The sequence below is a fragment of the Acinetobacter sp. LipI_23 genome, assembly GCF_058243045.1.
In genome coordinates this window covers 1,585,970-1,601,227 of sequence record NZ_JBZAYJ010000001.1, presented here as the reverse complement: position 1 = coordinate 1,601,227, position 15,258 = coordinate 1,585,970, and the positions used below count along the sequence as shown (strand labels likewise).

Here is a 15,258-nt window from a genome sequence, read left to right as displayed (position 1 = left end):
AACATAAAAGCTTAGGTTTATTTATTTCAATTTTTTAAACCATTTTTCGTTTTTAAAATGATTTTTTAAATACAAATTTATTAAAATGTTATAACATAACAATACGAAATCTAAACTACTCTCCTTCATGATGAATAAATTCTCCATTCTATCTTCTAGTTTATATTTAAGCCTACTGAGTTCTTTCACTTGGGCCGAAACTTCAACAGAAGTACTCCAGACCATCCAATTACAAGCCGAAACTGAGGGGGAAAACCTTCAGCGAAGTACTGCAATGACTAAGTTTTCGCATGACATTTTAGACGTGCCATTTAGTCGAAGTGTGTTATCCAAAGCGTTAATTCAGCAACAAGATGTACAACGTATTGACGATGCACTCACGCAAGTGAGCGGGGTTTATAGTCAAACTAATTATGGTGGCGGCTTTTGGGATAACTTTTCATTTAGAGGTTTTAGTACAGACCCCAATATTGGGGCACAAATCATAAGAAATGGTCTGAGTGTCAACCGCGGACTCAGTGCTCCGCGAGATATGGTGAATATTGAATCTCTCGACTTTTTAAAAGGCCCAATGGCTGCGCTCTATGGCCGCGGGGAAGCTGGCGGTCTACTGAATATCAACACTAAAAAGCCTGAATGGGAAAGTTCTTCAGAAGTGAATTTACGTGCCAATAGTTTAGAAAAATACCGTGCTAGTTTTGAACATACTGCCCCAATCAGTGATGCTGTGGCTTATCGTATTGCGGTCGCACATGAAGATAACCAAAGTTTTCGTGATCATGTGCAGAGTGAGCGTTGGTTTTTCTCCCCTCAATTCACATGGGAAATTTCAGATTCAACCCAATTAGATTTTGACAGCGAATTTACCCGACAAGATGGAACCTTCGACCGTGGTGTAAGTAGTTATCAAAAACAATTCGTGATGGACCCTAAAACATTTACAGGCGAACCTGATGATGGTGATCATATTCAAAAAGATCATTTCTATCAGCTTCGACTTGCACATCAGTTTAATGATGACTGGAAAATGAATAATGCTCTCAGTGTGAAAGATACTCAGCTCAAAGGCTTTTCCAGTGAACCTCGTCGTATTGAAAGTGATGGACGCACATTAGAGCGCCAGCGTCGCTACCGTGACAATAAAAGTGATGACATTCTCTTTCAAACTGAAGTTCTTGGGACGATCCAACAAGACTGGGCCCGTCATGAAGTACTTTTGAGCACAGAACTTGGGCAGATGAAGTATCGTCAATTACAACTGCGTCGAAACCACAGTAGTAGCGTGCCAAATAGCATTGATATCTATACTCCTATTTATGGACAATACTTACCCGAGCTTCCACTTTTCATTAACACCAAAGAACAGCAACGCTATTTTGCACTGAATATACAAGATCAAATTTTCCTCAATGATCAATGGAGTGTGCTGTTTGGTGCGCGCTTTGATCACGTCACCCAAGACTTTCAAAATAAACTTGCAGGTACATCCAGTAAAAAGGATTTACAACAAACCAGTCCACGCTTGGGTTTAAACTACCGACTGAATGATCGTTGGTCATGGTACGCCAACTATGGAGAATCCTTTGCGCTCAACAGTGGCATGGACCGAAATGGCGATATGTTTAACCCTGAAAAAGGAAAAAGCTATGAGATTGGTGGGAAATATCGGATTACCCCACAGAGTTTGTTGAGCTTAGCCCTCTTTAAAATGGATAAAGAGAATGTCTTAACCACAGATCCAGCAGATAGTAACTATCAAATTACCGCTGGAGAAGTCTCAAGTAAGGGGCTAGAGCTCGATCTAGAGACACAGCTCAATGATCAATTCTCTATACGTGCCAATTATAGCTACACAGACGCCCAAGTTGAAAAAGACCAAATTCTTGCTAAAGGTTCACGACTCAGCAATGTGCCGAAGCACAGCGGCTCTATCAGTAGCAACTATGAATGGACCCTTGCCAATGCAGACAAAGTTGGGCTGGGTGCAACGGCAATCTATGTGGGCAAACGTAGTGGACACAATACAGATAACGGATTCAACTTACCTGAGTATACTTTGTTGAATCTAAATGCTTATTATGCGCCAACAGATCAGCTACGTTATCAGTTCAATGTGCACAATCTCTTAGACGAAACGTACTATGTTGCAAGTTATAGTGATATGTGGATTCAACCCGGCGACCCTTTAAATGCATCTGTCTCGGTGCAATGGAAGTTTTAAGGTTTATACAACCAGACTTGTCTCGTTATGAGTTGAGTCTGGTGTTAGAAAAGTAAGATTCTGATTAGTTTCTGAAGTATTAGCTGCCTTAGTTTTCTTTAGCGTTACTATGTACTTACTTCAAAAAATATTCCCAAATGATAAATCCAAGAAAAAATCCAAGAAACGAATATAAAGTAATGATAAAGAATACAAACCAAGCTCTATTTTTCTTCAGTAAAAAGTTCATTTCCAATACCTCAACGCTCTATCTATATTCATTATTCTAAGGTTTCCTATACGAAAGGACAGATACAGTTCTTTGTGAAAAAAATATAACAGACTATAACAGATTTGCCATTTTTAACTCCCAAAAGCGGTCAGACTGATATTAAGTAGTATAAAAAAGTATGAGGAGATTGTTTTGCCTCCCCATACTTCAGTTGATTAAAGGATTAAACTTTCGTTTCTTTCTTTGCATTCATCCAACGATACAACACTGGCAATAGCACCAAGGTCAATAACGTCGAAGAAATAATTCCACCAATTACCACGGTCGCCAGCGGACGTTGAACCTCTGCTCCTGTGCCCGTGGCAAGCGCCATTGGGACAAAACCTAAGGACGCTACACAAGCGGTCATTAAAACAGGGCTTAATCGCAAAATCGCTCCCTGCCAAACGGCTTCATGTAATCGGTATTGCTCCCTTAGCTCTTTAATGAAGGTCAACATGACCAAACCATTTAAGACGGCAACCCCAGACAAGGCAATGAAACCAATACCCGCCGACATCGATAAAGGAATGTCTCTTAACCACAAGAAAAGCACACCACCAGTTAGGGCAAATGGAACGCCCGTGAACACCAGCAAGCTTTCTTTGATGTTATGGAAAACGGCCATCAGCAAAATAAAGATCGTCAATAATGCCAGTGGAATCACAATCTGCATTCGAGCCTGCGCCGAGGCCAGATTTTCAAACTGACCACCATATTCAATCCAGTAGCCACTTGGTAGCGGGTATTGCTTAAGCTGACTTTGTACTTCTGTGACAAAAGAGCCCAAATCACGCCCTTCGACATTCGCCGTGACAATTACACGACGTTTGCCATTTTCGCGGCTGACTTGGTTGATGCCATCCATCATTTTTACAGTGGCAATATCAGTGAGTAAAATGCTGCCACCGTTCGGAAGCTGTATGGGCAGTTGCGCGATCCCACTGACACTACGGTCTTGTTCACTGAGTCGAATCACAAAGTCAAAACGGCGGTCACCCTGTAAAATTTCACCAACATTTTGTCCGCCAATGCTTGCTGATACATAGTCTTGTATGGTTTTGACACTTAGGCCATATTGAGCTGCTAAACTTTTATCAATTTCTACATTGAGCAAAGGTAAACCCGACGTTTGTTCAACTTTAACGGCGGTACTGCCTGAAACCTGTTGAATCAATTTACTGATTTTTTCAGCTTCCGCATTTAGTACTTGCATGTCATCGCCAAAGATTTTGACACCGACATCGCTACGCACGCCCGATATTAACTCATTGAAACGCAGTTCAATTGGTTGAGAAAACTCACTGTTGTTACCGGGCAATGTAGCTAAATAGGCCTGCATACGGCTACGCAGTTCATCGAGTGTTTCTTTTGGGTTTGGCCATGCATCACGGGGTTTCAACATGACATAACCATCTGAAATATTCGGCGGCATAACATCGGTCGCCACTTCAGCCGTGCCTGTCCGCGCAAAAATAGCGTGTATTTCAGGGAATTTTTTCAGAAGTAGCTTTTCCGTATTTTCCTGAATACGAAGTGACTCTTCTAAGCCTGTGCTTGGAGAGCGCAGTTGCTGTACAGCAAAGTCACCTTCACTCAGTTGCGGTACAAACTCACTGCCGATACGCGTTGCAAGTAATCCTGTCAACATCAACAAGCACAGTGCAAATGTTAAAACCACCGCTTTATACTGATAGGCACAGTCTAAAACCCGCTCATATCGCTCTTTTAACCACAGCATCCAACGGCTTTCAGTTTCTTTGATGTCACCTTTTACAAAAAGTGCGACAGCCGCAGGTACAAAGCTGATCGACAAAATAATGGCTGCAACGAGTGCAAGCACAACAGTCAACGCCATTGGGTGGAACATTTTTGCTTCTACGCCAGTCAGTACAAAAATCGGTAAGTACACCACCAAAATAATCAGCTGACCAAAAATGAGTGGACGGCGGGCTTGGCGCGCTGCCAAAAACACTTCTTTAAAACGTTCCGACTGAGTCAAGGGTCGTTTGAGTAACTGCTGCGCATGGGCTAAACGGCGAATACAGTTTTCAACAATCACCACTGCACCGTCGACAATAATACCGAAATCCAATGCCCCTAAACTCATCAGGTTGGCACTGATATTCTGTTGTGCCATACCCGTTAAAGTAAACAGCATAGATAGTGGAATAACACAGGCTGTAATTAACGCAGCACGAATATTACCTAAGAATAAAAAGAGGATCACAATCACCAAGATTGCGCCTTCGACCAAGTTCTTTTGTACCGTTTTAATGGCTTTTTCCACCAAAGTGGTCCGGTCATAAACCGTTTCTATTGTGACACCTTGCGGTAAACTGCTTTGCACCTCTTGAATTTTGGCATCTACAGCTTTAGAGACCGTTCGGCTGTTTTCCCCCATCATCATCATAGCGATGCCGAGTACAGTTTCTTCGCCGTTATAGGTTGCTCCTGCTGTTCGGAGGTCATGATCAATTGAAACCTGCGCAATATCCGCGACACGAATTGGGTTCCCATTTGGGCTGGCAACTGTTGTATTTTCAATGTCTGCAAGACTGTTGAGTGTCCCTGGAACACGCACTGTGAGTTGCTGACCATTTTCCTCAATATAGCCGGCACCACGGTTTTCATTATTTTCCTGTAAAGCTGTTTGTAGCTGGCTTAAGGAAATATTCAACTGCTGCATACGGTTTAAATCGGGAGCAACCACATAGGTTTTGTTAAACCCACCAATACTGTTGACCTCGGCAACCCCCGCAACACGTTGCAATTGTGGACGAACGATCCAATCTTGGATCTCCCGCAAGTCCATCGCGCTATAAGCCGTACCATCCGCTTTTTTGGCATTCGATTCGGCTTTAATGACCCATTGATAAATTTCACCTAAACCCGTCGAAACTGGCGACATGGTTGGAGAAACATCACTGGGTAAATCTGCTTTGACCTCTTGTACTCGTTGATTAATCTGCTGACGTGCCCAATAGATGTCTGTGCCATCCTCAAATACGATGGTGACTTGCGACAAACCATAACGTGAAATCGAACGAGTCAACTGTAAATCTGGAATACCCGCCATTGCAGTTTCAATTGGATAGGTAATCCGCTGCTCAACCTCCAGTGCGGTAAAACCATTGGCTTGGGTATTAATTTGTACTTGCGTATTGGTAATATCGGGCACTGCATCGATCGGCAGTTTTTGATAGCTATAAACCCCGACCGCGATCCACGTGCATACAAAGAGCATGACCCAAATTGCATTTTGAATAGAGAACTGAATAATTCGTTCAAACAAACCCTCAGGCTTGGGTAAATCATGATTAGTGTGCATGATCAGCCTCGCCTTTTTCTAGTTCAGACTTAAGGACAAAGCTGCCTTGACTGACATAGCGCTGACCTTCGGTTAAGCCTGAAATCACTTCCACCCATTGCACGTCATTGGAAGCTTGCCCAAGCTGAACGGGCTGTGCTTTCAAATGCACTTGTCCTTTTTGTTCAGCGTCGACCACAAATACCGAAGTTTGACCTTCAATGTTTTGAATAGCACTTTTATGGACGCGAAGTGCTGTTTTTGAACTGGTATTGTCTAAAAAGATATTCACCAAAACATTTGGACGTAGTTCAGCCGCTTGGCTTTTTAATTTAGCACGTACCACCAAGCGTCCTGTTTGTGCATCGGCTTGAGAGGTTAAGCTTTGGATAATGGCTTCATATTTTTGCTCAGAAGCATTCGGCTTAAATGTCAGACTCTGATTGGCTTGTAACTGACCTGAGTACTGAGCAGGCAGATTAAACTCAAGCCATAACTCTTTAAATTGTTCAATCACAAAAAGCTGATCGGCCAATTGTACGTTTTCACCCACTACGATATCTTTTTGGCTAATCACACCTGAAATGGGTGCTTTAATGGCAAAACGACCATTTACTCCACCTGTTGCCCCTAGGGCGTTTAAGCGACTTTGCATCGATTGCACAGTAATCTGCGCTTGTCGGTAAGCATTTTCTGCCCGTTGGTAATCTTGCTTGGCAGAAATGCCCTGTGACCATAACTGCTGTTCACGTTGATAATCTTGACGTGCCAAATCCAAACTGGCTTGAGCCATTCGCAAATTGGCCTGTTGATCAATCAGTTCTGGGACGGACAGTACAGCCAAAGTTTGTCCTTTTTGTACGTTTTGACCAAGTTCAACATTCACTTGTTCCACATGCCCACCAAAGTTTGGCGAAATATGTGCTTGCTGATCGGTATTGACCACAAGCTTTCCGGGTAGAACGGTGACCTGAGACACCACACCTTGTTGAGCTGAAGCGATTTGAATGCCTTGCTCTGTCAGTTGCTGCGCTGTCAGTTGAATTTCACCTTCCTCGGCATGTCCTTTTTCTGCCTCGGGTTCATCCGCATGTTCAGATTCTTCATGTTCTGCATGCGCATGTTCATCAGTGGTTTTATCTTTCGAGCTAAACCAAATTACTATAGCAATAAGGAGTGTTACTAGAAGCAAAAGCCCAATCATCAATGGCTGTGATATTTTTCCAAATTGGTTTTTTAGTTGCATATTATTGTGCTCCGCCAAGGATGAGGTCTTGTATTTGTGCGATTGAATTTTTACTGATTTGACTATAAGCATCTGAACTACTGATCTGTTCATAGCTAATGCCTAGGCTGAGTGCTTCTGCGGTCAATGCGGTCTGCCAAGCTTGACGTAATAGCTGCAACTGCCCAAGGCGAATGCTTTGCAGCTGTAAGTTGGCTTGTTGAATGTCGGTAATGGACAGTTTTCCTGCTTTAAAACCTTGTAGCGTGCGGACTTGCACTTGTTCTGCCAAAGTGGTTTGTTGGCTTATCGCACTGAACTGCTGTTTTAGTCCTTTGAGCTCATGCATGGCATTGGCGATATCTAAAATCTGCTGTTTTAACTCACGCTGTTGCTGCTGATTCAACAGGCTTTGCTGACGCTGAGCCATCGGAATGCTGTATTGAACCGTACCGGGTTTGTCGGAGAGTCAATATTCTGAGAAACTATCCCGATGACAAAATTAAAATATACCCCTGAAATCAGAGAAAGAGCGGTTCAATTACTAATTGAATCTGAAAAAGATTATCCTTCTACTTGGGCAGCAATCACAGCTATTGCTCCTAAAATCGGTTGTACTCCTGAAACATTGCGTGTTTGGTATTTAAAGCATCTGGATCAACTAAATCCTGCCAAAGTACAACAGATATCTGACCAAGAAAAAATGAAGCAAATGGAACGTGAAATTAAAGAATTAAAACGTGCCAATGAAATTCTACGCAAAGCAGCCGCTTTTTTCGCCCAGGCGGAGCTCGACCGCCCACACAAATAATGGTGGATTTTATCCATAACAATAAAGATCGATATGGTGTTGAAGCGATTTGTAGAATTTTACCTATCGCACCTTCAACCTATTACCGGACTTTAGATCTCGCGGACAATCCAGAACATCGAGCGAAACGAGATTTACATGACTTGCATCATGCTGAACAAATTAAACGAATTTGGAAGGAAAGTTCAGGTCGATATGGTGTACGTAAAGTCTGGCAAAAATTAAAACGTGAAGGCTATATTATTGCACGCTGTACAGTTGCTCGATTGATGCAAAAGCTAGGTATACAAGGTGTTTGGCGTGGTAAGAATAAACAAACTACTCGTAACCGAGATGACCAAAAACGGGCAGATGATTTAGTGAAACGTAATTTTAATGCTGATCATCCAAACCAACTATGGGTGGGTGACTTTACGTATATTCAAACTCATTCAGGCTGGGTATATACCGCATTTGTTATTGATGTGTTCTCACGAGCAATTGTTGGATGGAAAGTATCTACACGGATGAATACAGATATGGTGCTCGATGCATTGGAGCAAGCATTGCACGATCGAGGTATGCCTAAGAATGTGATTCATCATTCAGATAGAGGTGTTCAATATCTTTCTATTCGCTATACCAATCGTTTAGAAGCTGCAAATTTACGAGCATCAGTCGGTACAACTGGTGATTCATACGATAATGCTCTGGCTGAAACGGTGAATGGCTTATACAAAACAGAGGTGATTGAATATTTAAAAGCAGATTGGCAAGGTTTAGCAGATGTACAACTTGCGACACTAAACTGGGTATATTGGTTCAATAAAAAGCGTGTACACAGTGCACTGGGTTATGTATCGCCTTTTGAGTTTGAAGCAATGTACTATGATAAGATTAACCCGTTAGGTCAGGTGGCCTAACTTAAATAAAAAAATCTCCGACAAACCCGGTACGGTTCATATTGCTGACGGTTAAAAATATTCAGCGGAATATCCACGCCGACACCTAATGTGGTATCGCTACTTTCATTCGGTGCTTGACTCCGTTTCATGCCGACATTTAAGGTCGGATTGGGACGCGCCTGCACTTTTAAACTTTCAATGTTTAAATTGGACTGTTGAACGTTCAGTGCATACAGCTTTTCCAACCAACCTTCAGCAATATAGCGCTGTACTATGGCTTCACTTTGATCTGGCCATGGCATGGTAGTCGCATTAAGTTGAATGTCGGCTTTGGTTTCGCCCCAAAGGTTTGAGAGTTGACGCTGTGCTACTTGTTCTGCCAATACCGCTTGTTGGTATAAGCGCTGCATATCCAAACTTTCGATTTGCGCACGTTCATAGTCAACCAAAGCAATACTGCCCGCCTGATAACGTTTTTTGGCACTGTCTAAATTGTTTTGACTCACTTTGAGTTGTGCTGCGTACAGCGATTTTTCAACTTGTGCCAAAGCCAACTGAGACCATGCAAATTTCACCACCAATTGGCTTTGTGCTGTCCACAGTTGTTGCTGTAACTGTCCTTGTTGCTGCGCTGTTTCTGCGAGTTTTTGATTGAGCTTACGCTGTCCAAACACATCTAAGGGCTGACTGATGGAAATACTGAGCTCACGATCAGTATTTGAACCAAAACCATCTTGATTGATATTTAAGCTAGGATTTTGCCATAGGCCACTGTTTTTGATGTTCAGCTCTGTAATGCTTTGACGTTGTTGCCCAATGTCACTTTGGTTTTGATAACGCTCTACTTTTGCTAAAGCTTCATCCAAAGTCTTGATCGGTTCGGCAAAACTCCATTGCATCGCTGCTGTTGTTATGCCCACAGCAAGGGCTTGGCGTATAAACGCCTTAAATTGATTCGACATGCTTTTTCCCACTAATTTTTAGAAGAAGTGGTGGGAAATGTTTTAGGCTACCCCACCAGTAGCGGGGAAAGTTCAGGAGGAGGATGTTGCCCCAATAAATCAGGGGCTTGATAAGCATTGTGCCAAAAAAACTGCGGACGCTCACGAAGTTCAAGCGCGAGCGGCAGTTGATAATTTTTTTCTTTCGGAATAATCAAATGAGCCATTGAGGGCAAATGATCTTGATGGTCTTCACCCAATTCAAACTGATCATTTGCCGTTTGAGTATGGTCATCAACACTGATTTGCTGGTGTGCCTTATCATCAGACACACACAAGGTGGTTTGATGGTGGCCAAAATGAAAACTTTGTTGTGTCACGACTTGAGCTTTTTGTTCTTCATGGACGCAAAAAACTGCCGCCACGTTCCAAAGACTTTGGAACATGAATAAAGCAACTAAGACGCTAATCCACGTGGTAGAACGCATAATGTCGTACTAAAATAAAGTGATGCTATTGTAAAGCCTAGACTAAGTCTAAGGTCAAGTCTTTTTAATGACTATGTTCATGTTGGTGTGGATGGCATTCATCTTCTTCAATCTGCAAAGTCACTTGCGTAATCCCATGCTCATGCCCCAATAACTCCACAGCTTGGTGGTATAAAGCTCTCTGATCTACATCGGGTGCAATCAAATGCGCTGTTAAATGCACATTTTTAGAGGTAATGGCCCAAACTTTAAGCTGGTGAATGCCTTGCACTCCATCTAAAGCCAGCAAGTCATTGCGTAAAGATTCGATATCAATTTCACTTGGCACACCTTCGAGCAAAATATTGATACTTTGTTTCAGTAGCACCCAAGTTCGAGGTAAGACCCAAAAGCCGATCAACACCGCAATAACAGTATCTACCCACATCCAACCTGTGAAATAAATCACCAGTGCGCCAATGATCACGCCCACAGAACCCAAGGCATCACTCAGTACTTCAAGATATGCCCCTTTCACATTTAAGCTGTCTTGGCTGCTCGACACCAAAATTTTCATTGAAATTAGGTTGATGATTAAACCCAAAACCGCGACAACCAACATACCCAAGCTTTGAATTTCGGGTGGTTGGCTAAAACGCTGATAGGCTTCATATAAAATGTAAATCGCCACCACAAACAACATCATGGCATTAAACAACGCTGCCAAAATTTCAAACCGTTGATAACCAAACGTGCGTTTATCGTCGGCAGGTTTTTGCCCAATTTTGATGGCTGCTAAAGCAATCGCTAAAGCAGCGGCATCGGTAAACATATGCGCTGCATCGGACAGTAAGGCCAAGCTTTGCGTGATAAATCCTGCAACCACTTCTACAATTAAGAAGGTAAACGTCAGGGCAAGTGCAATGGTTAATTTCTTGGCATTTTTTGCAGTCACTTCAACATGACTGTGATCATGGTTATGAGAACCACTCATGTAGGACTCCTTATCATTTTATTTAACGAAATGCTTCACCATTGAAATCGAAGCTTTTTTTAATTTAAAAATTACTCGATTTAGCATACTCGGTTAAAACGATAAAATCATCTTTCATGTGAATACGTCTTTATTTGCGGCGTTTTTTTCCTGTCAAAAAGTTCATGGCCTGCGTATAGCCTGTTGGTGTAATACGCTGTACGAGATCGATAATTTTGGCATCTGTTCCAATTAAGACACGGCGCTCATCTTTTTTCACAGCCTTTAAAATGGCCTGTGCTGCCACATCTGGCGGAGTTTTAAGCATTTTATTGAAAGAACGGCTAGCACGCTCAGGGTTCATACCTAATGCACGAATACTGTCACTCATTCGTGCACTATTGGCGATATTGGTACGTATACCACCCGGATGAACACAAGTTGCGCTAACGCCACAGTCTTGCAAATCTAACTCTTGACGCAGTGCTTCGGTAAAACCACGGACAGCAAACTTTGTCGCATTATAGGCACTCTGAGTAGGTTGAGCAGTGAGCCCAAATAGACTTGAGATATTCACAATATGCCCAGATCCACTTTGTTTTAAGTAGGGTAAAAAAGCTTTGGTTCCATATACCACACCCCAAAAGTTGATGTTGAAAATCCACTCGGCATCTTCATAGCTTAAGCCTTCAACAGTACTCGCTAACGCGACCCCTGCATTATTAAAAACGAAATTGACCTGCCCAAAGTCTTGCTGACACTGCTTTGCCCAATCCTCTACTGCCTTACGGTCTGAAACATCCAGTTTTGTGAGCGTGACTGAAACAGGATAATCTTTGACGTGATTTAAGGTTTCAGCCAAACCTTGTTCATTGACATCACTGAGTGCCAAATGTGTACCTTGTTTAGCCAGTTGAATCGCCAACTGCTGCCCAATGCCTGAACCTGCGCCTGTGATCGCTGCCACTTTATTTTCAAAATTTTTCATAATACTCTCTAAATATAGTGTTCTAAATATCGTTTTGCACTTAAACGTCATGCTGAAGGTTCAAGTACTCTAGTCTACGCAGACAAGGTGCTATTTTAGTTAATGTACAAAAATTACAGCCATGAATGAAATGATCATTTCTAATGATTCAGTATGTATAGAATTCATGAGTGGTATTTTAAATATAAGATTATTTTTATTTTTTTTGTATTTTTAAGTGATAGGACTCTAAAAACTAACGCAAGTTAATGATATCTGCATACTGTGTCCCCCACAGGTTTAAAATATAACAGTCATGAGCAATTCTGCTTCATCTGTTATATTTTTTTAATCTTGTTTTGTATCTGTTTCATCAGTCGTTTGCTTTACATAATGTACTCATCACCTCAGTTGAGTGCAGTAACCATGAAAGATCTAGACTCAAAAAAACCAGCAAAATATGCAGATAGTTCAATTTCAGATAAAGCATTTAAAAACATGATTATCTGGTTCGCGATTTACTGTGGGCTTTTTTGTATAGGTGTGATTTTCTTTGTCGGTGCAGATCAAAACTACCTTCTTCAGTAAAAATCTGAAGCTTGTTGCACTAATATCAACATCTAAATTTTGGCTACAGAATTAAATCTCACGAGAAAAACACACTTTAGAGATTAAACCTAGACATGGGTTTAGTCTCTATTTTTTGAGTTGAAGACTAGTAAAACGGCAGTTAAATTATATTTTGAATGGCTAATGTCATTACAAAAGAATGACATTAGCTATGTGAAGATCAGACTTCAAGCCCAAATCACTAAAAACGCTGCAATCACCACCAATACAATACCGAGATGTTCAGCACGTGCCAGCTTTTCTTTAAAGAAGTAGGCTGAAATTAACATACTAAAAATAATCTCAACCTGCCCCAAAGTTTTTACAATGGGCACGGACTGCATACTCATGGCACTAAACCAACCCAGTGACGCCAAAAAACTACAGAGGCTGACACGAAATGTAAGTCCAATACGCTGCCACATGGCCCATAATGTTGCACGGCGAAATATTCCCAAATACATTAAAAGTAAACAGCACTGTGTCGCAATCACCATTAAAAGCACCCAAGCTGCGCGGTGAATAAACGGTAAATTTGTTAGTTCTAAACTGGCCTCACGTACCAAGAGCGAGGTAATGGCAAAACATAAACCACTACCGATACCTATACATAAGGTTGGTACGGAAAAATCAGAAAAGTCCCGCCCTTTAGACATTAAAAATACTGCGAAGCCTCCGACAGCAACCCCGAACCAGCCTAAAAGGCTTAAATGATCGGATAAAAAGACCACGGCGATAATCGCGGCAAGTACTGCCTCACTTTTAGCAAGCCCCACTCCAATCGCATAATTTTTTTGCTTAAAAAGCTGAACCATCAAGGCTGTTGCGGCAATTTGGCTCAACGCCGCAATAAGCACATAAATAGCAAAATGGAGATTGAAATGGACGGACTCTATTACAGGTTGGAAATGGTAAAGACAATTGATGTAAATCAGTGCTAAAGGTAGAGCAAAGATGAACCGTGCTAGAGTCACTCCATAAACATCAACAGTTGTACTGAGTTGCTTTTGAAAAGCGTTGCGCCAAGCCTGCATAAAAGCGGCCATAAGCGTAAAAAGAATCCATGTTATTGTCATCAAGTACTCTATATACAGTTACTTACCTCACCTAATGTAACCCGTTGATGACAACACATGTGCTTTATTTTCATGACTTATTCTTATGTGACAAATAACTTAAGTTCTGATGAAACTTCGACTATTGCATTACATGTGCAACATCTTTTCAAAACTGAGTATCGAGTAAATTAAACGGCAATACATAAAAAGCCGAAGGAGTTATCCTTCGGCTTCTATGTGAAATTTCACTTCAAGTATTAGAAGTTATAAATCGCAACCAAGTTCACACGGTTGTCTTGACCTTTTTTACTACCATTTGCCGCAGGTGCAAACGCTTCACGCTCACCGTAGACATACTCTACGCCAAGGCTAACAGGCTGAACTGGGCTATAGAATAAATTACCCCATGCTTGCCATAAGTTTTTATTGATTTTGGTATCATCAGCTACAGCATCAAGGTAGTCCTGATTTTTATCAAAAGTCATATAACCATAAGCCAAAGTACCACGTAATTTGTCATTAAACTTCTGTGTTAAACCGACAGTAATTGAGTCAAACTCACTTTGTTCAATACTTGTGCCTGTTGCAACTACGCCAGGGTTAGTAAAGGATACAAAGCTGCTATCACCTTTGACATGGTAGTAGTCGGCTTTTACAGAAGTTACTGGGGTGATATCAAATTTGGCACCAACGCCTACGCCATACGCCCACTCTTCTTGATTTTGAATGCGTTTTTCATGTGCCATTGCACGCCCACTGACTGAAAGTGCATCATTGAACTTATGATTCAGTCGTCCTGTAAATGCAGGCATACGTTGGCTCATGCTGGCATCTTTCGGGTCTTCCACTGCCGCGACTAAGTTAGTATTTGGCGTGAATTTATGGGTATAACGCACTTGAGGAGTACGTTTAATTGAAGCACCCACATAAGCCAAAGCGTCAATCGTTTCAGGGATATAGTCTGGAGTCGCAAAGTTTGACCATGTTTGACCAATTAACCAGTTACCATAGTTTAAATACGCATGACGAATACGTAAATTATCAAGGTTTGCACCGCCTAAAAAGTCGACCTCAATTTTGGCATTTAAGTTCTGATCGGCTACAGGCGCTTTAAAGTCCAAACCTAATCGCGTTGCTGAAAGGGTTGATCTTAAACGATCGCTATTTTCAGCATTTCCTTCTAAAGGTACACTATTGATTTGGTTATAAGGCATGTCTTTGCTACCGCCTTCAGATTGATACGATGCGTCCATTCGAACATTACCGTATAAGTTGAACTCTGCCCCACCTTTGGTCAAACCTAAACCCGTTTTTTCAACCGTTTTTGGCGTCGTCAACACTTGGCGTTCAACAGCGCTCAATTGAACAGCTTGCTGCTGTTGTTGCTGCGTATTCTGTTGAAGCATTTGTTTTAACGCATTAATTTCATTTCTAAGTTGCTCAATCTCTGCCGTTGTATTGGTTTGTGCATGTAATGCTGCACTACTTAACATGGATAAAGTAACAACTAAAACGTTCTTCTTAAATTGTTTCATTTAACAC

Annotated in this window: 11 protein-coding genes, 2 pseudogenes and 1 other annotated feature; of the genes and pseudogenes, 3 read left to right on the top strand and 10 right to left on the bottom strand. The window is 41.7% G+C overall.

From position 1 onward, the window contains the following. Positions 1-127 precede the first annotated feature (127 nt). Entirely contained in the window at positions 128-2,221 is a 2,094-nt protein-coding gene (locus tag AC4CVD_RS07865) for a TonB-dependent siderophore receptor (RefSeq protein WP_490752770.1), read from the top strand. Positions 2,222-2,336: 115 nt separating this feature from the next. On the opposite strand, the gene AC4CVD_RS07860 is transcribed toward AC4CVD_RS07865, so the two are convergent. The 4 genes and pseudogenes from AC4CVD_RS07860 to AC4CVD_RS07845 form a co-directional block, all read right to left on the bottom strand. Continuing rightward, positions 2,337-2,450, bottom strand: a complete 114-nt coding sequence (locus AC4CVD_RS07860) for a hypothetical protein (RefSeq protein WP_010326689.1) — start codon at positions 2,448-2,450, stop codon at positions 2,337-2,339. A 205-nt stretch (positions 2,451-2,655) separates the two neighbouring features. Then, the gene (locus AC4CVD_RS07855; protein ID WP_490752768.1) at positions 2,656-5,802 is read right to left on the bottom strand and encodes an efflux RND transporter permease subunit; all 3,147 of its coding nucleotides are present in this window, start codon (positions 5,800-5,802) and stop codon (positions 2,656-2,658) included. Next, the gene (locus AC4CVD_RS07850) at positions 5,792-7,027 is read right to left on the bottom strand and encodes an efflux RND transporter periplasmic adaptor subunit (protein ID WP_490752766.1); all 1,236 of its coding nucleotides are present in this window, start codon (positions 7,025-7,027) and stop codon (positions 5,792-5,794) included. Before AC4CVD_RS07850 ends, AC4CVD_RS07855 begins: the two co-directional genes overlap by 11 nt. A gap of 1 nt (position 7,028) precedes the next feature. Further along, positions 7,029-7,451, bottom strand: a pseudogene (locus tag AC4CVD_RS07845) (TolC family protein); the annotation flags it as partial. 48 nt (positions 7,452-7,499) lie between these two features. On the opposite strand from AC4CVD_RS07845, the gene AC4CVD_RS07840 reads away from it, so the two are divergent. Further along, positions 7,500-8,719 (top strand): IS3-like element ISAba19 family transposase gene (locus tag AC4CVD_RS07840; protein ID WP_490752243.1). Its coding sequence is split into 2 segments (ribosomal slippage): positions 7,500-7,776 and positions 7,776-8,719, totalling 1,221 coding nucleotides; the frame shifts between segments, so codons are not numbered across the junction. Beyond that, positions 7,775-7,891 (top strand) — a sequence feature (AL1L pseudoknot). Its footprint overlaps the gene before it by 117 nt. A 38-nt stretch (positions 8,720-8,757) precedes the next feature. Here AC4CVD_RS07840 and AC4CVD_RS07835 read toward each other — a convergent pair. The 4 genes and pseudogenes from AC4CVD_RS07835 to AC4CVD_RS07820 all read right to left on the bottom strand — a co-directional run. Then, positions 8,758-9,663 (bottom strand): annotated as a pseudogene (locus tag AC4CVD_RS07835) (TolC family protein); the annotation flags it as partial. Between the two features lie 47 nt (positions 9,664-9,710). Then, positions 9,711-10,130: a cation efflux protein, CzcI-like gene (locus tag AC4CVD_RS07830; RefSeq protein ID WP_490752764.1), complete on the bottom strand. Its 420-nt coding sequence runs from the start codon at positions 10,128-10,130 to the stop codon at positions 9,711-9,713. A gap of 64 nt (positions 10,131-10,194) precedes the next feature. Then, positions 10,195-11,103, bottom strand: a complete 909-nt coding sequence (locus tag AC4CVD_RS07825; RefSeq protein ID WP_234950151.1) for a cation diffusion facilitator family transporter — start codon at positions 11,101-11,103, stop codon at positions 10,195-10,197. A gap of 130 nt (positions 11,104-11,233) precedes the next feature. Continuing rightward, entirely contained in the window at positions 11,234-12,070 is an 837-nt protein-coding gene (locus AC4CVD_RS07820; RefSeq protein WP_490752762.1) for an SDR family NAD(P)-dependent oxidoreductase, read from the bottom strand. 405 nt (positions 12,071-12,475) lie between these two features. Here AC4CVD_RS07820 and AC4CVD_RS07815 point away from each other — a divergent pair, with 405 nt between their 5' ends. Next, the gene (locus tag AC4CVD_RS07815) at positions 12,476-12,637 is read left to right on the top strand and encodes a hypothetical protein (protein ID WP_004979714.1); all 162 of its coding nucleotides are present in this window, start codon (positions 12,476-12,478) and stop codon (positions 12,635-12,637) included. Positions 12,638-12,846: 209 nt separating this feature from the next. Here AC4CVD_RS07815 and AC4CVD_RS07810 read toward each other — a convergent pair whose 3' ends face one another. After that, entirely contained in the window at positions 12,847-13,734 is an 888-nt protein-coding gene (locus AC4CVD_RS07810; protein ID WP_183176021.1) for a DMT family transporter, read from the bottom strand. A 239-nt stretch (positions 13,735-13,973) separates the two neighbouring features. Further along, positions 13,974-15,251 (bottom strand): DcaP family trimeric outer membrane transporter, encoded by a 1,278-nt coding sequence (locus tag AC4CVD_RS07805; protein ID WP_490752759.1) that lies wholly within the window; start codon positions 15,249-15,251, stop codon positions 13,974-13,976. Positions 15,252-15,258: the final 7 nt, after the last annotated feature.